The organism is Cloacibacillus sp. (assembly GCF_020860125.1).
Lineage (GTDB): Bacteria > Synergistota > Synergistia > Synergistales > Synergistaceae > Cloacibacillus.
Map to the genome: position 1 here is coordinate 13,281 of NZ_JAJBUX010000026.1, position 19,955 is coordinate 33,235.

General features: G+C 56.3%; 19 protein-coding genes. All 19 read right to left on the bottom strand.

Annotation, left to right across the window (positions count from 1 at the left end):
- Window position 1: 1 nt before the first annotated feature.
- The gene (locus tag LIO98_RS03570) at window positions 2-688 is read right to left on the bottom strand and encodes a septum site-determining protein MinC (RefSeq protein ID WP_291953417.1); all 687 of its coding nucleotides are present in this window, start codon (window positions 686-688) and stop codon (window positions 2-4) included.
- 63 nt (window positions 689-751) lie between these two features.
- Entirely contained in the window at window positions 752-2,548 is a 1,797-nt protein-coding gene (mrdA, locus tag LIO98_RS03575) for a penicillin-binding protein 2 (protein ID WP_291953418.1), read from the bottom strand.
- Entirely contained in the window at window positions 2,541-3,008 is a 468-nt protein-coding gene (locus LIO98_RS03580; RefSeq protein WP_291953419.1) for a hypothetical protein, read from the bottom strand. Before LIO98_RS03580 ends, mrdA begins: the two co-directional genes overlap by 8 nt.
- The gene (gene mreC / locus LIO98_RS03585; RefSeq protein ID WP_291953420.1) at window positions 3,005-3,790 is read right to left on the bottom strand and encodes a rod shape-determining protein MreC; all 786 of its coding nucleotides are present in this window, start codon (window positions 3,788-3,790) and stop codon (window positions 3,005-3,007) included. The genes LIO98_RS03580 and mreC overlap by 4 nt, the downstream gene beginning before the upstream one ends.
- A gap of 16 nt (window positions 3,791-3,806) precedes the next feature.
- The gene (locus LIO98_RS03590) at window positions 3,807-4,862 is read right to left on the bottom strand and encodes a rod shape-determining protein (protein WP_291953421.1); all 1,056 of its coding nucleotides are present in this window, start codon (window positions 4,860-4,862) and stop codon (window positions 3,807-3,809) included.
- A 40-nt stretch (window positions 4,863-4,902) separates the two neighbouring features.
- A complete protein-coding gene (radC, locus tag LIO98_RS03595) occupies window positions 4,903-5,601 on the bottom strand; it encodes a DNA repair protein RadC (RefSeq protein WP_291953422.1) in 699 nt (232 codons plus the stop codon).
- 8 nt (window positions 5,602-5,609) lie between these two features.
- Entirely contained in the window at window positions 5,610-6,239 is a 630-nt protein-coding gene (locus LIO98_RS03600) for an MBL fold metallo-hydrolase (protein ID WP_291953423.1), read from the bottom strand.
- Between the two features lie 5 nt (window positions 6,240-6,244).
- On the bottom strand, window positions 6,245-6,688 hold the full coding sequence (gene dtd / locus LIO98_RS03605) for a D-aminoacyl-tRNA deacylase (protein WP_291953424.1): 444 nt from the start codon (window positions 6,686-6,688) through the stop codon (window positions 6,245-6,247).
- Window positions 6,689-6,696: 8 nt separating this feature from the next.
- Entirely contained in the window at window positions 6,697-9,051 is a 2,355-nt protein-coding gene (locus LIO98_RS03610; RefSeq protein ID WP_291953425.1) for a bifunctional (p)ppGpp synthetase/guanosine-3',5'-bis(diphosphate) 3'-pyrophosphohydrolase, read from the bottom strand.
- 23 nt (window positions 9,052-9,074) lie between these two features.
- On the bottom strand, window positions 9,075-10,649 hold the full coding sequence (locus tag LIO98_RS03615; RefSeq protein WP_291953426.1) for a DHH family phosphoesterase: 1,575 nt from the start codon (window positions 10,647-10,649) through the stop codon (window positions 9,075-9,077).
- Window positions 10,650-10,742: 93 nt separating this feature from the next.
- The gene (locus LIO98_RS03620) at window positions 10,743-11,099 is read right to left on the bottom strand and encodes a LapA family protein (protein ID WP_291953427.1); all 357 of its coding nucleotides are present in this window, start codon (window positions 11,097-11,099) and stop codon (window positions 10,743-10,745) included.
- Between the two features lie 137 nt (window positions 11,100-11,236).
- A complete protein-coding gene (secF, locus tag LIO98_RS03625; RefSeq protein WP_291953428.1) occupies window positions 11,237-12,118 on the bottom strand; it encodes a protein translocase subunit SecF in 882 nt (293 codons plus the stop codon).
- 17 nt (window positions 12,119-12,135) lie between these two features.
- Window positions 12,136-13,518, bottom strand: a complete 1,383-nt coding sequence (secD, locus tag LIO98_RS03630; RefSeq protein ID WP_291953429.1) for a protein translocase subunit SecD — start codon at window positions 13,516-13,518, stop codon at window positions 12,136-12,138.
- An 88-nt stretch (window positions 13,519-13,606) separates the two neighbouring features.
- Window positions 13,607-14,065 (bottom strand): preprotein translocase subunit YajC, encoded by a 459-nt coding sequence (yajC, locus tag LIO98_RS15380; protein WP_363303906.1) that lies wholly within the window; start codon window positions 14,063-14,065, stop codon window positions 13,607-13,609.
- A gap of 135 nt (window positions 14,066-14,200) precedes the next feature.
- A complete protein-coding gene (locus LIO98_RS03640) occupies window positions 14,201-14,833 on the bottom strand; it encodes a redox-sensing transcriptional repressor Rex (protein ID WP_291953430.1) in 633 nt (210 codons plus the stop codon).
- Window positions 14,834-14,846: 13 nt separating this feature from the next.
- Complete coding sequence (gene eno / locus LIO98_RS03645; RefSeq protein WP_291953431.1) at window positions 14,847-16,124, bottom strand: phosphopyruvate hydratase; 1,278 nt, start codon at window positions 16,122-16,124, stop codon at window positions 14,847-14,849.
- A gap of 41 nt (window positions 16,125-16,165) precedes the next feature.
- Window positions 16,166-16,438 carry a S4 domain-containing protein gene (locus tag LIO98_RS03650; protein ID WP_291953434.1) on the bottom strand — a complete coding sequence of 91 codons (273 nt, stop codon included), beginning with the start codon at window positions 16,436-16,438 and terminating at the stop codon, window positions 16,166-16,168.
- Window positions 16,439-16,557: 119 nt separating this feature from the next.
- Window positions 16,558-17,913, bottom strand: a complete 1,356-nt coding sequence (rpoD, locus tag LIO98_RS03655) for an RNA polymerase sigma factor RpoD (RefSeq protein ID WP_291953432.1) — start codon at window positions 17,911-17,913, stop codon at window positions 16,558-16,560.
- On the bottom strand, window positions 17,910-19,652 hold the full coding sequence (gene dnaG, locus LIO98_RS03660) for a DNA primase (protein ID WP_291953433.1): 1,743 nt from the start codon (window positions 19,650-19,652) through the stop codon (window positions 17,910-17,912). Before dnaG ends, rpoD begins: the two co-directional genes overlap by 4 nt.
- Between the last annotated feature and the right edge of the window lie 303 nt (window positions 19,653-19,955).

Sequence of the window (19,955 nt, forward strand, 5' to 3'; positions counted from 1 at the left end):
TTTATAGTACCGGCCATGGAGCCACCAGTACCTCGTTTTCTAATATCCTGATCGTGACGGGTTTGCCCCAGAAGGGGGAATCCCTGTCGATAATACCTACCTTCGTGCCGATGCGCACCTGTCCGGCCTCCAGCGAGCGGGTGACCACCGTCATCTCGTCGCTGCCGCCGCATCCTGCGTGCACAAGGCCGTTGAGGCGTCCTATCACCGTGACGTTGCCCTTCGCGGTGACCTCCGCCCCCTGGTTGACGTTGCCGATTATCACCACATCCCCGGCATGGCCGATGTTCTGACCGCCGCGAAGCGTACCAAAATAGACAAAGCCCGGATAGATGCCGTCGCCGGCCTCCTCCCGCCGCGCCTCTTTTTTCTCCGGCCGCTCGGCCATATATTCGCCAGCCGAAGTCCGAAACCCCATCCTTTCGAGATACTCCCTGGACTGCGGGTCGGAAACCGACCAGAGAGAGACGGTACAGCCGCTCGGTTCAATAAAAGTTTTCCAAATCTTCAGCAGCAGCGCCGGAGAAAAACGGCGCGTCTGAAGATCTATCTCTATTTCGCTGCCTGCGAGCAGATGGCTCCCCGTGGAAAGCAGCGAACTAAAGCCCTCGAATACCTGACGCTCGCTCATATCGGCGGGAACGACACATTTGAGAAACCCCGCCTGTCTGCCCTTTAACTGAATCATCTTCCAGCACCCCTAATAAACAAACTAAGTTCGATAAAGAAAATCATAAATCTCATATCTCCCTTATGTTCCCGTCTGCGCAGCCGGCGTATTTGTCTCTTCCGCCGGTTTGGGTTCGGTATATTTTTTGCCGTTTATGAGAAAATTGAGCATCTTCCCTACGATAGGGCCGGTGACCGCGGCACCGCCCTTACCGGCCTCCGCGATCGCGACGACCGCGTATTTTGGATTATCCGCGGGAGCATATCCAACAAACCAGGCGTGGTCGTCGCCGTGCGAATTCTGCGCCGTGCCGGTCTTTCCCGCCACCTTGACCCCGAATGAGCTGGCCCGCCTTCCCGTACCGCTCCTTGTAACCTCCTGTATACCCGACTGTATCAATTTTAACACTTCGGGTGATATATCCAGAGGAACGCTCTCAACCGCTGACGCGGTGTTGAGCCGGGGCTTTAAAAGTTTACCACCATTTGCCAGCGCCGCGTAGGCCCTTAATACCTGAAGCGGCGTCATCAGCACATATCCCTGCCCGATAGAATAATTTACGGTATCGCCGCCGTACCAGTTTTCTTTGATTCGCTTCTTCTTCCACTCCGGTCCCGCGAGCGTACCCGAGACTTCGCCCGTGAGATCGATCCCCGTCTTCTGCCCAACGCCGAACTTCGCGGCCGTCTTTATCAGCCGGTCGATCCCCATCTGGTTCGAGAGCTGGTAAAAATAGACGTCGCAGGAATCGCGCAGGGCGTCTATTATATTTTCACGTCCGTGGCCGCTGTGCTTCCAGCAGCGAAAGCGCTGGTTGCCAAGCTCAAAATAGCCGGGACAGTTGACCGTCGTGTTTTTATTCGCCACCCTGCTCTCGAGTATCGCCGAGCCGGTAACGATCTTAAAGGTCGAGGCCGGCGGGTAGGCGCCGGAGATCGCGCGGTTCATCATCGGCCTCTCATTGTGGTCCGTGAGCGCGGCCCACTCGCTGTTCGTAATGCCCCAGGTGAGAGGGTTGGGATCGTAGGAGGGCGAGGAATAGAGGCAGCGTACGCCGCCGTCGTTAATATCCATCGCAATTATTGTGCCGCGGAATTTACCGATCAGCTCCGACGCGTAGCGCTGGGCGGCAAGGTCGATCGTCAGCGTCATATCGCCGCCCTTCGCCGACTTCACGTAACTGATGTTGCGCAGCTTCCTGCCGCGCGAATCGACCTCGATCACCTCTTCGCCGGCGGCTCCGCGCAGGGTGTCCTCGTACTGCCCTTCGATTCCGTTTTTGCCGATCATATCTCCGCCGCGATAGACCTCGGCATCCTTTGTCTCAAGCTCATCCTTCGTTATCTCCGCCACGTAGCCGATGACGTGCGCGGCATACTGCGCCGCGGGGTAGGTGCGCCGCCATACGGGGGTCAGAAAGAGGACCTTTTTAAAATCTTTGTCCATTATCATCTCCGCGACCTGCGCGAAGGTGAGGTTCGTCGCAACGGTTATCGCGCGGTAAGGGGCGGAATATTGCTTAGCCACAAGCTCTTTGAACTTATCCTCCGTCATTGGAATGCCGTTGCGCACCAGAAGAGCCGTCACGGATTTTACATTTTCCTCCCTCTGGAGGTCGATGGGATAGCCGTTGATGTTGAATGTACGGACGTTGACCGCGAGCGGCGCGCCGTTTATATCAACGATGCTGCCGCGCGGCGGGAGGATGCGCAGAATACGCAGCCGGTTCTGCGAGGCAAGTTTGACATAGGTGTCGCCCTGCACGACCTGAAAGAAAAAGAGCCCCGTAACGAGCAGCATGAAAGAGACGAATACCGCCGCCTGCAGGAAGCGCATGCGGCGCATAATATCAAACTTTGAATACTGCGTACTAACCATTCCGTGCTGATACCTTCCAGAAGAGCCACGAGAAGAATACGATCACCGGGACGGCTATCAGCTGCTGAACGATAAACTGCCGCATCACCGTCTGGCTGGGAATGGTCCAGAAGAAAAAGTGTATCCCCGCATACAACAGCTCACAGCCCGCCAGCATCATCGTAAAGGTTCCCAGCGTTCGCCCCTGTACCGGCGTCTTCTGCCAGAGGAAACAGGCGAGACCGATAACGCCGCCGCCGATCGCCGCCGTGAGCCCCGGCAGGTTTGTCCAGCGCAGGTCCCAGAGCAGACCGCCGATAAAGGCGGCCCAAACGAGTTTCGTCTGCCACTCTTTCGAGGTATCCGGCAGTAGCGCCATAAACAGCGCCGTCAGCAGGAAAATGTCGGGCACCATACATATGCCCATCAGCAGCAGCTGCACGAAGTCCTGCAAAAGCCAGACGACCAGAAGCAGCGTCATTTCGGCGCCCCCCTGCCGGTAAAGACCTCCACATTATAGAGCTGTGTCAGGTGAGCGCCGGCACTGAGGCTCATCTCCGTGTAGCCCTCTCTGTTTTCGTCTATGTCGATTATCGTACCGATCGGCAGCCCCGGCGGTATAAGGTCGCTCATAAGCGAAGTCGATATCGTCATGCCCTGTTTGAGTTTACGCTCTTCCGGTATATAAAGCAGCTTGAGATGGCCGAAGTCGTCTCCGTTGACCACTCCGAGGTCGCGGGTCTGGTCCACCGCCGCCGCAAGCAGGAACGACGAGGAGGTGATGAGCTCGACCCAGGCAAAGTCACTGCCGACCCTGGTGACACGGCCGACGAGGTAACCTTCCGAGGTGACGGCGGCCTTTTCCACGACGCCGTCACGCGAGCCCTTGTCAATGCGGAACTCCTGCCACCAATCCTGCGGATAGCGCAGCGTGACGAGGGCGCGGATATAGGATTCCTTTGGCACAGGTTCCTTTATCGCCGCCCGTTGGAGCGCCTCCGTAAGAGCCTGATTCTTAAGCTCCAGCCGCTCCACGCGTTCATTGAGGCTCGCGCGCTCAAGCACCCAGTTGCTGCTGAGCTGTACAAGGTTGCGCACATAGAGCACCGGCTTTTCCGGATATGTGAGCGCGGCGTTCACCCACTCGACGGCGCTGTATTTCGCGGCAGGCACCGCGGTCATAAAAAGCAGGATCCCCACCCCGGCAAGTACGGAGACGACTCCGCTGAGCCAGGGGCGGCTTTCTCTGCCAAGAAGCGGCATCTATTGATCCCGCCCCTTAAACGCCCTGTCTCTCGACCGTAATCGAGAGCCGATTCTTATCCTGCGGCATCTCAAGTATCTTTCCAAGGCCGAGGGCCACGGAATAGACTGGCTGCTCCGCGATATGTATCGGCACATTCAGCGCGTCGGCAAAGCGGATGTTGAGGCCGCGAAGGTTGGCCGTACCGCCGGAGAGGACGATGCCCTGATCGACGATGTCGCGGACGAGCTCTGGCGGCGTGCGCTCGATGGTCGAGCGTATCGTCTCCTCGATCTGCGTCACGATCGGCTCTATCGCCTCGCGGACCTCTTCGGAGCAGATGCTTACCACCTTCGGCAGTCCGTTAACGAGGTCGCGCCCCTTGACATCCATCTTGAGCTCCTGCTCCAGCGGAATGACGGAGCCGATCGCGATCTTTATCTCCTCCGCAGTGCTCTCACCGATCGCCAGGGTGTAGTTCTGCCGCAGCATCGAGATGATCGCTTCGTCGAGAGCGTCCCCAGCCACTCTGACCGACTGGTTGATGACGATCCCGCCCAGAGAGAGCACCGCCACCTCGCAGGTTCCGCCGCCCATGTTGACGACCATGTTGCCCTGCGCCTCGTCGATCGGCAGGCCAATGCCCACCGCCGCGGCAAGCGGCTCCTCCACGACAAAGGCCTCCTTGGCCCCCGCGGCGAGCGTAACTTCAACAACGGCGCGTTTTTCTACCTCCGTGACGCTCGCCGGCACGCAGACGGCGACGCGCGGATGCGAGAAGAGACCGCTGGAGGCCGTCGCCTGCGCCATATAGTGACGTATCATATGCTGCGTCATCTCAAAGTCGGCGATGACGCCGTGCGAGAGGGGGCGGACCGTCGTGATCCCCTGCGGCGTACGTCCCACCATTTTTTTCGCGGCGGCGCCGAAGGCGATTATCTCCTTCTGCCCCTTACGGCCAAGGTTGCGCACCGCGATAACGGAGGGTTCGTTGATGACGACCCCCTTTGATTTAACATATATGACCGTATTTACCGTCCCAATATCTATACCTATCTCGTGGTTGAAGAGGTTGGGTCTGAAACTGAACAAAACAAGCCCCCGCTTTCAATTGACTTTTCTGATTTAGTCCTCAAATTTTATCCGCCGCGGCCTCCAGGCCGTTCACCGGCAATGGTTCTCCCTTGACAGGAAAGAGCCCGCCGCCGGCGGCGATGTAGTGCCCTTTGAGCTGCAGCCCTAAGAAGCGCAGCCCCTGTTCTATATGTTCGGTGAGCGCGATGTCTTCACGGCTCGGTCTCTGGCAGCCGTCAGGATGGTTATGCAGGACGACAACCTTCGCCGCCGCGATCCTCACCGCCTGACGGAACAACACCGGCAGATCAAGGTAGGCCCCCGAAATTCCGCCATAAGAAAGCACCGATTCTCCAAGAACACAGTCCTTCGCGTTGAGAAAAAACGCGAAGATGCACTCTCTCTCCATATATTTTGTCTCCAGCGCCTTCGAGAGCAATACGCGCCGCCAGTTCTCGCTTTCCGCGCTTTTCATCAGCACCATGCGCTTACCCAGCTCGACAGCCGCGGCAAGAGAGGCGACCTTCGCCTCTTTGAGTCCCTTTTCCTGCATCAGCTCCGCCGTGGAGGCCCGCGCCAGCCCCTCCAGACCGCCCATTCGATTCAGCAGGCTCTGCGATAGGGCCGCCACATCCTCGCCCTTTCGTCCGGTCCTCAGGAGGATCGCAAGAAGTTCGGCGAGGGAAAGCGACTCCGGGCCGTATTTGATAAGTTTTTCCCGTGGCCGTTCGCAGTGCGGAAGCTGCGAGAAATCCATACCGGGACCTATCTGGGCCAGTAGGGATTATACTGTTTTTCCGCCCCGATCGTCGTTTCTGGGCCGTGTCCCGGAAATACTCTCAGCTTATCCGGCAGTCCGTCCAGCTTTTTCAGCGATTCGATAAGGACGTCTTCGCTGCCTCCGGGGAGGTCGCTCCTGCCGATCGAACGGGCGAAGAGGGTGTCGCCGGAGATCAGTATCTGCTCTTCGCCGTCAGTGACCACGATGCAGATCCCCCCTGGCGTGTGCCCGGGGGTATGGATGACGTCGAGCGTCATCTTGCCGACCTTCAGCCGGTCGCCGTCGTTAAGCAGCTTCTCCGCGGAGGGAAGCTCCAGCGCATCGCCCATGTAGGTCGAGAGGTTTTTGCTCGCACTCGTAAGACACTCGGCATCTTCGCTTTGGATGGCGACGCCGTTCTCTGAGAGGTTGCGCAGATCGGCTATACCGCCGATGTGGTCGCTGTGACCGTGAGTGAGGATTATCCAGTGCACCCGTATGTCCTGACTGCGGATAAAATCCTCCACCTCCTTAGCAGGGCCGCCCGGATCGACTACGAAGCCGTCGCCGGAGTCATCCCATATTAGATAGCAATTCGTCCATAGTGTACCCAGCGGAAACCTTTTAATGTTCATTCATCTCACTCCTTGGTATCTATCATCAGGGTAACGGATCCGTCGTTCTGTATATCCACCGCCATGTGTGCCTGGAACTGGCCGTGGGCGACGGGGATACCCTCCTTTTTTACCGCATCGATAAATTTCATATACATCTCATTGGCAAATTCAGGCGCCGCTGCCTTTGCCCACGAGGGGCGGCGCCCCTTTTTACACTCTCCGCAGAGGGTAAACTGGGAAATTACCAATATCTCCCCCTGCACATCGGAGACTGAAAGATTCATTTTACCATCTTCGTCGTCAAAGATGCGAAGATTTACGATTTTTTCGGCCAGCCAGTCTATGTCCCTCTGCGTGTCTTCAGGGATCACGCCCAGCAGCACCGTAATGCCACGGCCGATCTCGCCGACGACGACGCCGTTCACGGAAACTTTAGAGGAAGAGACTCTCTGTAAAAGCGCCTTCATGTATTTCTTTACCCCCTGGTTATTTCCAATATTCCCGAGATATTATTGAGCTTCGCGATGATGCGGTAGAGGTGCTCAAGATCCTTTACCTGCAGATCCGCCACCACGCGCGTACGTGTGTTGTTGACGACGCTGGCTTTGACGTTGGTTATCAGCCCGTCCATCAGAGCGATCGCCTGGACGATTTCGGCCAGAAGCGACTGCTTCTCCACCCCTTCGACCTTTATGCGGGCCGTATAGCGAGTATCCTTCGGTTTGCCCCACGACACCGCCACCTGCTTTGCCGTATCCGACTTTTCTATGTTCACGCAGTCTTTGCGGTGTACGGAGATGCCGCGGCTCTGCGTGACGACGCCGACTATCGGGTCGCCCGGTATCGGGCGGCAGCACTGCGCGAGAGTGACAAGCACTCCCTGGGCCCCCTCAACGATTATCTCGGAGTCGGCCTCCTTCCGCTGACGCTGCGCGGGAGTCTCGGGAATGGCTTCAGGCTGTACCTTCGCGCTGTCCGGCGTAATACGGCCAAGGACGCTCGCGGGGGAATGGCTGCCGGAGCCGACGGCGATTATCAGCTCCTCTAGGCCGGAATAGCCAAGCTCGCGCGCGATATGTGAAAGCTGTGAATTTATCGCCTCCAGCGGGTTTTCTACTCCCGGGCTGCGGCGGGCCGCCTCCTTCTCAAGCAGCTCATGGCCGCGCTTGGATTTCTCTTCACGCTCCTGGCGTTCCTGCTGATGGAACCAGGATTTTATTTTACTGCGGGTGCGGTTTGACTTTGCGATCTTCAGCCAGTCGCGCGAAGGCTTGCCCTGCGGCGAGGTGAGGATACGAACGATGTCTCCGTTGTGGAGCTCCTGGTCCATTGGCGCGATGCGCCCGTTTATCATCGTGCCGACACATTTATGCCCGACCTGTGTGTGCACGGCGTAGGCAAAATCTATCGAGGTGGAGCCGTTCGGGACCCGCACGACCTTACCTTTGGGGGTGAATACGAATACGTCGTTCGAGAGCACGTCTGTCTTGAGGTTGTCAAGGAAGAGCGTCCCCTCGGACGCTCCCTCGGCGTTTCCCTCTCCCGCGCCGCCGGAATCCCCTTCACCGCGTTCGGGGGCGGCGTCGAGCGCCTTGCGTATCCATGTAAGCCCCTTATCGAGATTGTCCACCTTATGGCCGCCCTCTTTATAATTCCAGTGGGCCGCAATGCCGTATTCGGCGAGAAGGTGCATCTCCTTCGTGCGTATCTGCACCTCGAGGGGTTCGCCCTCCGGGCCGACCACCGTCGTATGGAGCGACTGGTACATGTTGCTCTTCGGGTTGGCGATATAGTCGTCGAAAAGCCCGGGGATGGGCTTCCAGATCGTATGTACGAGCCCTAGGACCTGATAGCATTCTCCGATCGTCTTCACGACGACGCGCAGCGCGAGCAGGTCGTAGAGCTGTTCAAGAGAGAGGTTTTTGCGGCGCATCTTTTCGTAGATGCTGTAAAAATGCTTCGGCCTGCCCTTGATGGAGGCCTCTATCTTATCCTCTTTGAGCCGCTGTTCGAGAATGTCCATCGCGTCTTTGATTATTGCCTCGCGCTCGGGAAGCTTTTTCCGTACCCGGCGTTTGATGTCATAAAACATCTCGGGGTCCAGGATACGGAATGATAGGTCCTCAAGTTCGCGCTTTACCTGATATATACCGAGACGATGGGCGAGCGGCGCGTATATTTCCAGGGTCTCGCGCGCTATTGAGAGCTGCTTCTCCCTTCTGTGGGAGGATATCGTGCGCATATTATGGAGACGGTCCGCAAGCTTTATGAGTACCACGCGGATGTCCTTCGCCATGACGACGAACATCTTTCTGAGATTTTCAGACTGGTATTCCTCGACAGATTTGAACTGCAGCTTTCCGAGCTTCGTCACACCGTCCACCAGGGTAACGACGCCCTCGCCGAACTTTTCCGCAAGCTGCTGCGGCGTTACAGGGGTGTCCTCAAGTACGTCGTGCAGCAGTGAGGCAACGATCGTTTCCCTGTCTATCTCCATGCTCGCAAGTATCGCAGCGACGCTCACCGTGTGGATTATATATGGCTCGCCGGTATGGCGGCGCTGCTTCCCATGCGCCACTGAGGAGAAGACAAAGGCTTCTCCTATTATCTTCATATCATCTTTGGGAAGGTAGAGAGCGGACTTCGCCCAAAGGTCCTGCCAGGCAAGGCGCAGCGACGCGACGCGCTGCTCCTCAGAGACACGTCCCCAGTAGCTCTCCATCAGCGCCCGGCTCTCCCGCTCACCAATGGAGAAACCGCCCATGTTGGCGATCTCCGTCATATGGGCGGATCTTACATTTGCAACCGTACCCTTATTTTCCGTGTTCATACACCACACCACCGCAGCATGAATTATTGCTCCTGGACTACCATCTTTTCAAGTATAAACTGAAGAGAGGTGACGTTCCGCCACGTATCAAGGCGGGGCTTATATACCCAGCCGTCGATGTCCCCGCGGCCGTCAAACATATCGGCGGCGCCAAAGGCCAGAAGCGAGGCCGAACCGAGCTCGACCTTAACATGTTTTCCCGTTTTGCCCAATGGTACCACACGCATCTGCCCCCCGTAAGGGGCGTAAAGCATCGGCGCGGGGTTTTCCATGCCGAAGGGGCCGAGCGCGACCGCCTCGGACCAGGTGTTCATATCCATATTAAGAGGGTTCCAGTAGAGGAGGTCCTCCTTTTCGCCCACGACCTTGACCTCTGAGAGCATCGTCTCCATCATGCCGCGCAGTTTGTCCCAGTTCTCGCTCTTTACGCTGAAACCTGCCGCAAGCCGGTGGCCGCCCCAGGTGTTGAGCAGCGGTGCCAGCTTTTTCAGTACGCCGACCGCGTCCCCGCCCGCCGGCATACGCAATGTTCCGCGCATAATGTCGCCCACCGCGGCCACAAGGGCCACCGGTGAATTACGCTCGCTGCATATGCGGCTCGCGACGCTGCTCAGGACCCCCACCGACCAGTCGCTGTTGGTGAGCACATATTTGTACTCGCCCTCTTCAGCGCTGTCGACCTGTTCCAGTATTTTTGACGAGAGCTCGCGGCGTTTGCGGTTCAGCGCGATGAGCCTGCCGACGTTGCTCGCCAGGTTCTTGCTCGGGAATAGTATATCCACCGCAAGGTCGGCGAGATATAGCCGCCCCGCCGCGTTGAGACAGGGAATTATCTTCATCGCGAGATCTTCGGTGTCTATCGACGACGGGGCGATGCCCAGCTGTTCCATCAGGATATTGAGGCCGGGGCGCGTATGCGTGCGGATCGATTTCAGCCCTTCGCGCACGAGTGCGCGGTTGAGCGAAGAGGCAAGAGAAACACAGTCGGCTATCGTAGCCAGCGCAACGACGTCAAGCATCCGCATCAGCTGGCGTTCAGTGAGCAGCTCATTCTGCCAGGCCCAGCACCAGATGACGCCGGTAGCGCATAATTTTTTCGCCGCGGCGTCCCCCGATATCTGCGGGTTTATCATCGTATCACAACTGGCCGGCGTCCCCTCGACAAGGTGATGGTCAAAGACAACGACGGGAATGCCGCTTTTTTTAAGCGTCTCCACCGCCTCAACGTCCTGCGAACCGCAGTCTACAACGATCACCAGGTCACAGCCGCGTTTCGCGATCGTCGTCGCGACCTCTTTGTGAAGACCGTATCCCTGGTTGAAACGGTGCGGGATGAAATAACGGACGTGGGCGCCGCGTACAAGCGCAAGTTCCATCGCGATCGCCGTCGCTGAGATGCCGTCCACGTCATAATCCCCGTAGACGACGACGTTTGAGGTCGGGGTGAGTCCCCGCACCAGCTCCGCCGCTCTATTATTTTCTGCTCCCAGATCAAGCTTCTCCAACAGGCGCGGTAAATGTGGGGAAAGCCAATTTTCCACCTCACGCGGCATCACATCCGCGGTAAGACCGCGCATCTCCAACAGTGACGCCTGCAAGGGTGAACAATTAAATTTCGCCGCTATTTCCGCTGAGACCGCTGACTGGGTAAAGATGTTCAGTGAGTCTTTGGTACAGCGTACGACCAAAGGTTATTCCGCCGTTCCCGCCTCCGGGGCGCCGCTCTCCTGTGAGCGGTTCTCCGGCGCTGCCTCCGTCCTGGCAACGAAAGAGTCGAGGATCGTCTTCTTTTCCTGTTCTAAAGCGGCGATCTTTTCATCCTTCTGCTTCAGCTCTTTCTTGTACTTTGAGCGCACCTCAAAGACGGAGAAGAGGGAGAAGAACCACATAATGGCCGCTCCCGAAGAGAAGAGCACAACCTCCCAAACTCCCTGCGGCAGCGTCCATTCGAAGATAAGGAAGCGAATGGTTACGTCGCCGATATTCTGAAAGGCAAACAGCGCGGAGAGGAACATGGTCAGTACAATCGCGAGTATATAGCTTTTCAAACAAAATCCCTCCAGTCGGCAAAGGACGATAACCTTTGCCTGTCTTCATATACGGTTATATGATACAACATAACATAAAAAAAATCTCTCCCCCGCGAGGGGAGAGATTTTTTAAGTATTTGACGTAACCGTCCGCTTTAATACTTCGGCGAGCGCAGATACCACTCTACCAGCATAGAGCTTGCGATGTAGATCGAGCTGTATGTACCGACACCAATGCCGATGAGGAAGGCGAAGGCAAAATTACTGATGACTTCACCACCAAAAATATACATTGAGATAACTGGCAGCAGCGTCGTCACCGAGGTATTGATCGTACGTGAAAGGGTCTGGTTTATCGAAGTGTTGACGAGCTCGACTATCCCCTTTCCGCGGACCTGCCCCCAGTTTTCACGGATACGGTCAAGCACGACTATCGAGTCGTTCAGCGAGTACCCCGCGACGGTGAGGATCGCCGCGATAAAGGTGACTGAGACCTCTTTGCCTGTGAGGCTGTAGACGCCAAGCATCAGGATGACGTCGTGCATCAGAGAGAGGACGGCCGCGGCGCCGAAGCGGAAGCGGAAGCGAAAAGCCATGTAGATTAGAATACCGGCAAGGGCGAGCAGCAACGCGTAGGTCGCCTGAGCGCGGAGCTCGCTGCCGACCACGGGGCCTATCTTGTCTATGCGGAGGATCTTATAGTTCCCAACGTCTGCCTTAAGCACGTCGAGCACCGCCTTGCGGACCTGATCGTCCTGTGCCTGAAAGCGCAGAAGCACATCCGTAGCGTCAAAGGCCTGTATCGTTGCGTTGCCCTGGTCGATCTTACTCAGCGCTGAACGCACCTCGGCGATGTCGACCGGTTTTTCAAATTTGACCTGAAGGACGAGCCCTCCGGTGAAGTCGACGCCGAGATTCAGCCCTTTCGTCATCAGGAGGCCAAACGATGCGAGGATACATACGAGGCTGATGCCGATCAGCATCTTCCGGTACTTCATAAACGGAAAGTTAAGTTTTGAAGCGTCAAATGTAGCCATTTCCTATTGCCTCCTTCTTATAAAGTATGGTTCTTACGCGTCGAGAGGACTATTCCCAACAGCGTCCGCGTGACCACCGTGTTGCAGAAGACGGAGGCGACGACGCCTATGCTCAGCGTGACGGCGAAGCCGCGTATCGGACCGCTTCCAAAGTAGAAGAGTATCGCGGCGGCGATGAGCGTCGTGATGTTCGAGTCCAGGATTACGATGAGCGCCTTGCGGAAACCGGTATCAAGGGCCGCCATCATCGTCTTGCCCGAACGGAACTCCTCTTTCATTCTTTCATATATAAGGATATTGCCGTCTACCGCCATGCCTATCGTAAGGATCATACCGCCGATGCCGGGAAGCGTGAGTGTCGATTTGAGCATGATGAGCGCTGAGATTACAAGAAGCATCGCCACGGCAAGCGCGATATCGGCGGCGATCCCCAGCAGCCCATAGTAGACCACCATAAATATGACGACAAGCGCCGCGCCGATGAGGCCGGATTTGATACCGTCATGTATCGAGTCCGCTCCAAGGGACGGTCCGACAGAGCGGTTTTCAAGAACTTCGACAGAGACCGGAAGCGCGCCCGCGCGAAGCATGATCGCAAGCCTGTTGGCCTCCGCGGTGGAGAAGGAGCCGGTGATCTGGGCCTCTCCGCCGGAGATGCGCTGCTGCACGACCGGCGCGGAGATGACGATGCCGTCGAGCACGATGGCGATCTGTTTGCCTATGTTGGCCGCCGTCACCTCGTCGAAGAGTTTCGCGCCCTCCGTGTTGAACTTCAGAGAGACCGCCGCCTTGCCAAACTGATCAAAGTTCGTCTCCGCCTTTGTGAGGTCTCCGCCGCCGACATACTGCTTGCCGAGAAGGTAGGCGCTGCCGTTTTCACTTCTGGCGACCGCCATGTCGTGATTTGATTTGACCGCCTCTTCCATCTGCTTTATGTAAAGGTCAACCTCGTTCTTGGCCGCCGTCCAGCGATCTTCGGCAGTCTTAAACTGCTCATCGCTGTCATAGTTCGCGCGTACCGGCTTTGCCGGCACACGAGGGGATTCACCCAACACCTGGCGGAACTGTAAAACGGCGGTACGGCCGATAAGGTCGAGAGCCGCTTCGGGATCTTCTATTCCGGGAAGATCTACGGCGATACGGTCTTCGCCCTCGCGCTGGATCACCGGTTCGGCTATGCCGTACTGGTCCACGCGGGAGCGGAGAACGACAAGAAGTCTTTCAAGGCTGTCCGGGGTAAGCGGGTTCTCCGGCGTACCCTTCGCCTGAAGTATGATATGGACGCCGCCTCTAAGGTCAAGGCCAAGGCGTATTTTCCCCTTTACGGGAAATGCCACTGCCGCGGCAATTATGACAACTACAACGACCAAAATAAGCCGCCATTTGTCTCTCTTTAGCATCTACATGCGCCTCCTCACAAAGAAAACGGAGTGGACCCGTTAAAGTTGTCCTCTCCGTAGAAAAACAGAGTAACGTTAAAGGCTGTGCTTACGCCTCTTTCTTGGATTCCTCATCTTTATCTTCGGCGGCGGCGATGCTCTCTTCGACTACGGCGGCATCTGGATCTCCCTCTACCGCGGCGGCCTCCAGCAAAGGAGCCTCCTCCACCGGTTTGGCCGCTTCGGCCTCCGGCTTGTTTTCTTCAACCAAAGCCTCGGATTTCTTAGACTTCTTTTTCTTCGGCTGTGTACCCGCCGTGCTGCCGTCGTTCTTTTTCATTGAGACGGAGCTTTTGAGTATACGCGCCTTAACGCCCTCGTCAAGTTCGATGATGTAGCTGTCATCAAGGGTCTCGCGGACTATTCCAAAGAACCCTCCGGCGGTTATCACCGTATCTCCCTTACTGATGCTGGCGAGCATATCTTCATGCGCCTTCTGTTTCTTTTTCTGCGGCCTGATAATCATGAAATAGAATATCGCCGCAAACATTGCGAGAGGTAGCAACATACTTGTCAAACCGCCCTGCTGGCCCAAAGAAATTCCTCCTTACAAAACTTGTTTTTAATTTGTTTCTTCCGCCACAACGGGTATTTTATCATGATATCGCCCGTTGTGACTATATCCATTTTCCATGATTTGGCGCTAATGCTGTTTTTCCTGCTCCTTAAGAAAGAAGAGAAGCTTCTCAAGTTTGACGAATATATCCACGCGATAAAATAGTATCCTTTCGGGAACGACCACCGTCGCGGGAGTAAAGGCCAGTATCCCCTTCAGCGTCGGCGAGGCGACGGCCTTATCGACGCAGGCCTGCGCCGCAGCAGCCGGCACCGCGAGCAAAAGCACCTCTATATTGCGCTCCTCCATCACCCTGGCGATGTCATCCGAATGGAAGCACTCCACTCCCATCACTTTACGTCCGACCTTCTCCGGGTCAACGTCGAAGAGCGCCTCAACATTGAATTTATAGCTCTGGAAGGCTGTGTGCCCCATCAGCGCGGTGCCGAGGTTCCCCACGCCGGCAAGCGCCACGCGCCATACGCGCGGCGAGGCAAGAATATTCTCGATATGCGCGCAAAGACGGTTCACATGGTAACCGACGCCGCGCTTTCCTATTTCGCCGAAGTAGGAGAGATCCTTGCGTACCTGGCTCGCCTTTATACCGAGCATCTCACCCATTTGAAGCGAGGAGACGACCTTTCGTCCCTCTTCTTTCATCAGCATCAGGAGACGGTAGTATTGTATAAGCCTCTCTACCATTGGTTCCGCTACTTTCATATATTGTCCTCCTCTATACCCTGGGAGAGGGTTTTCCCGCAAACTCGGAACGCCCAGCGAGGGCCTCCTCTATGCGTATCAGCCTGTTGTATTTACGGACCCGTTCCATACCGCGCGGCGCTCCCGCCTTTATCTGCCCGGCTCCCGTCGCCACCGAAAGGTCGGCGATGAAAGAGTCGGAGGTCTCGCCGGAACGGTGGGAAATTATCCGGTTGTATCCGGCACGCAGCGCCATCTCGCAGACATTCAGCGTCTCCGTCAGCGTACCGATCTGGTTCGGCTTGATGAGGACCGCGTTCGCCGCGTGTTTTTCAATGCCCAGCCTCAGTCGGTCTTTATGGGTCACAAATAAATCGTCGCCTATAAGCTCTATCTTTTTGCCAAGACGCTCGGTGAGTGAGACCCAGCCCTGCCAGTCATCCTCCGCAAGGCCGTCCTCAATTGAGATAACGGGATATTTCGCGCAGAGATTCTCATACATATCGATAAGCTCGCACGCTGTAAAACGGCAGTTGGAGCCGGGGAACTGGTAGGCCCCCTCGACCGCGAACTGGCTCGCAGCCACGTCAAGGCCGATCGAAATATCCCGTCCCGGTTGATATCCGGCCTCGCTTATCGCAAGCATCAGCGTCTCCAGCACCTCGTCGGGATCGCGGAAATCGCATGAGAAACCGCCCTCGTCTCCCGTCCCCGTAGGCTTTCCCGTGCGCGCCAGGATATCCTTCAGCGCGTGGTAGGTCTCGGTTCCCATATGCAGAGACTCCGCGAATGAGGGAGCTCCATGCGGGATGATGAGAAATTCCTGTATGTTCAGATTGTTATCGGCGTGCACGCCGCCGTTTATAACGTTCATCATCGGCACCGGCATCAGGTCGGCGTTGAGGCCTCCCAGATAACGCCAGAGGGGGACCACAAGGTCGTTCGCCGCTGCGCGCGCCACGGCCAGCGAAACGCCGAGCGTCGCGTTCGCCCCCAGACGAATCTTATGCAGCGTTCCGTCAAGTTCAATCATAGTATTGTCAACGAGCGCCTGTTCAGCGGGGTTTAATCCTTTTAGCGCGGGGGCGATGACCTCGTTTATATTCTTAACCGCGTCAAGGACGCCGCGGCCACGATATCTTCCGTTGTCCTTATCACGCATCTCAAATGCCTCATAGGTGCCGGTGGAAGCTCCGCAGGGCACGCTCGCGCCTCCCATCGTACCTGAGTCGAGCCTGACCTCGACCTCTACAGTCGGAAAACCTCTGGAATCCAATATCTCTCTGGCGTGAATGCTCTCTATACGTGACAACCTGATTTCCCCTTTCCTCTTTCGGACTGACTCCCCTATACCTACCACGGCTTCTCGCCGGAGGCGGCCTCTTTCTCTTCTATAACCGTATAAGCGGGCGCGTTCCTCTTGAGGGCCGTTTCGTCCGCCGTCAGCACTTTGACGGTCAGAATGCGCCGCGGATAGGCGATCTCGACGACATCGTCCTCACGGACCTCGGCGGCGGGTTTGCACTGCCTCTTGTTGACGCGCACCGCGCCGATCTCCGCCATCTCCTGCGCGACCGTCCTGCGCTTTATCAGGCGCGACAGCTTCAGATATTTATCCAGCCTCAAAATCTCACCCCACTTATACTTCAAAAGTATAATGCTTCTGCAGCGTTCGTGCAATAAGTAGCAAAGTTCTCAAACGGCAAGACACCCGGCATGTAAATGACGGGTGTCTCTTTCATATCCTATTCGAGGAAATCTTTCAGCTTCTTGCTGCGGCTCGGATGTCTCAATTTTCTCAGAGCCTTCGCCTCTATCTGCCGTATACGCTCGCGTGTCACGCCGAAACGCCGGCCAACCTCTTCGAGGGTATGGGCGTGGCCGTCCTCAAGACCGAAACGCAGCCTCAATACCTCGCGTTCGCGGTCGGTGAGATCATCTAGCATCTCGTCCAACTGCTCGCGCAGTATTTGGCTCGCGGCGGCCTCTTCTGGGCTCGGCAGATCCTTGTCTTCAAGGAAATCTCCGAGCTGACTGTCTTCTTCTTCACCGATCGGAGTCTCGAGCGATACCGGCTCCTGCGCAATACGCTGTATCTCCTCTACGCGGTCCGAAGGTATCTCCATTCCGGCCGCTATCTCCTCCGCCGTCGGTTCCCGTCCCAACCTCTGGACAAGCTGACGCGAAACACGGATGAGCTTATCGATAGTCTCGACCATATGGACCGGAATGCGTATCGTGCGCGCCTGATCCGCGATCGCGCGCGTTATCGCCTGCCTTATCCACCAGGTCGCGTATGTGCTGAATTTATAGCCCTTATGGTAGTCAAATTTTTCCACTGCGCGGATCAGACCGAGGTTGCCCTCCTGTATCAGGTCAAGGAAGAGCATGCCGCGGCCAATATATTTTTTCGCGATACTGACGACGAGCCTGAGGTTCGCCTCCACCAGCGCGTCCTTGCTGGAGGCGTCTCCCGCCTCCACGCCCTTAGCGAGCATGACCTCGTCTTCCGAAGTGAGAAGCGGAATCTTGCCGATCTCCCGGAGATACATACGCACAGGATCGGAGAGCGGCAGATCCTCCAGATCTCCCATGTCCTCGTTGTTGACCGTCGTCGGCACAAGGGCCTCTCCCTCGGAGGGATCTACCTTCGTCTTTGGCTCGTCGAGGACGTCAACTCCGAGCTCCATCAGATTCATATAAAGATTGTCAAGGATGTCGGCGGTTAGGAAGTCTTTCGGCATCCTCTTTTCGATATCCTCGTATGTTACAAAGCCCTTCTCGCGCCCCTTGTGAAGCAGGTCGCGCACGTTATCTATGTAGGCGCTGTAGTCGGCTCCTTCGGTATCGTCTCCGAGCGGTGATACGGAGCTGTCCTCTTCGGGTTCATCGATCGGCGCTATGACGTCGATCAGATCCGGCTCATCCACCGGCGGCTCCTCGAGGCTGAGCGGGTCGATATCGGCATCGTCCACCGATGATATATCTTCAGCCATAGCCTCATCATTCATGGACACATCCATGGCCTCCGCGCCATCTTCTGTTATAGGGGACGTCTCTTCCGGCATAATTTCTTCTTTTTTACTCTTTGTCTTCTTCATGCCTTTATGCTCCCTCCTTTTAATAATCTTGTATATTTTAAATATTCCTCGTATTCGCTCTCCGAAACCTTACCCTCTTTTATCTTCATGACGAGAGAGGCGAGACGATTCTTCAAATATTTGCGTCTTAGAGTCTCCGTCAGCTTTTCAGCGGTCTCTCCGCTGATCCCCTCCCGGGAGAGAAGGCTGTTTCCGCGGGCGATTATCTGCATTCCGCTCATATCGTTCATCTGCTGCCAGCGTCGCTCCAGCTCCTCCGGATCGTCGCCGCTGAGCAGCGCGAATACGATATTTTGTATCCCCGTATCCTCTATGTAGCACATAAGCTCCTCAGCCCTGTATGCCTCGCGGATTTCCTTTTTGCTCCAGAGCAGGCTGCAAAGCATATATTCAAGGTCGTCCGCGTAATTCTGCTCGGGAAGAATAAAATCCTCTTCCTCCTGCTCCCGTCTGTTCCTGGAGGGAGCCTCCGGCCTTTGGCGTTTTCGCTCCTCCAGCATACTTTGTACCTCGTGGGGAAATACACCCAGTATATTTCCCAGTTCGTCCAAATAGGGCATCACATCAAAGATCGAAAGCGACGCGAGACCGTCAAGCAGATCCCTGCGCGCCTCCGGCGCCTGCACCGGATCTTTCAGCGCCTCGCTTCGCAAGTGCGCGTGAAAAAGAGGCAGAGGCAGCGCCTCCGTGATAGCCCCTTCAAAAAGCTCGGGACCTCCGGGCTGCAGCAGTATCTCGTCGGGGTCCTTGCCGCCTTTCCAGATAACGCGCTTCGCTACGACCCCCTCCGCGTGAAGAGTGTACATAGCGCGCAGCGCCGCCTCCTGTCCGGCGGAGTCTGAATCATAGCAGATATAGCACAATCCTGTCATGCGTTTTATTAGCGAAGCCTGCTCCTGGGTAAGCGCCGTTCCCAGAGAGGCCACCGTGTTTGTATATCCAAAGAGGTGCGCGCGTATCGCGTCAAGGTATCCCTCGGTCAATATCGCGTGCCCCTTAGCATTCATCGAAGTCTTCGCCTTATCGAGCAGATAAAGGTTATGTCTCTTATTAAAGAGCCTGCTCTCCGGGCTGTTGAGATATTTTGCTCCCTCTCCGTCAATCATCCTGCCGCCGAAGCCGATCAGGCGTCCGGTTATATTGTATATTGGGAAGATCACCCTCCCGCGGAATCGGTCATAGCATCCTCCGTCGCGTCCCTCGCCGGCGAGGCCGCTTTCGAGTATCTGCGCGGAGGTGAAACCCTTCTTCTGGAGCCTGCGAACCAGCATATCCCAGGAGTTCGGGGCCCAGCCTATTTCAAAGCGGCGGCACACATCGAGAGGAAGGGAACGCCTCTCAAGATATTTTCTCGCCGGCTCTCCGCCGGCGTCCGTCAGTGATTCTAAAAAAAAGTCGAGCGCCGTAAGATTTATATCCCTGTTCACACGCTGCGCCGCAAAATTCTGCTGTCCTCTCGACAGCGTAACGCCGGCCCTTTCGGCAAGCCTCTCAAGGGCTTCGCGAAATTCAAGGTGTTCCGTCTCCATAATAAAGGAGAAGATATCTCCTCCCTTTCCACAGCCAAAACAGTGATAGGTCTGGCGTTCCGGCGAGACGCTGAAAGAGGGCGTCTTCTCATTATGAAAGGGACAGCATCCCCAGAAGGTACGCCCGTTTCTCTTGAGTTTCACATACTCAGATACGATCTCAACGATGTCGAGCCTTGATTTTATTTCACGAACATCGTCAGATGCCATAGACTGCCTCCTCTTCGCAAAGAACTGAACTTTCGCCTCAGCGTCAACGCTTCGTAATGTATATCCCGCAGGCGAACGGCGGCATTTCACCGCTGTCTGCGAAACCGTTTACCAGCGCCGCATGGATATTGATATGCGGAGCCTCATTAAGAAGATTAGAGGGAGAGCTGTAACTCTCCCTCTAATTTATATTATCACAGGTTTTGCTCTGTTTATCGCCTTACAGTGCAAATAGAGGGGCAAGAACGGTGGCGACCACGGACATCAGCTTGATGAGGATGTTGAGGCTCGGACCCGCCGTAT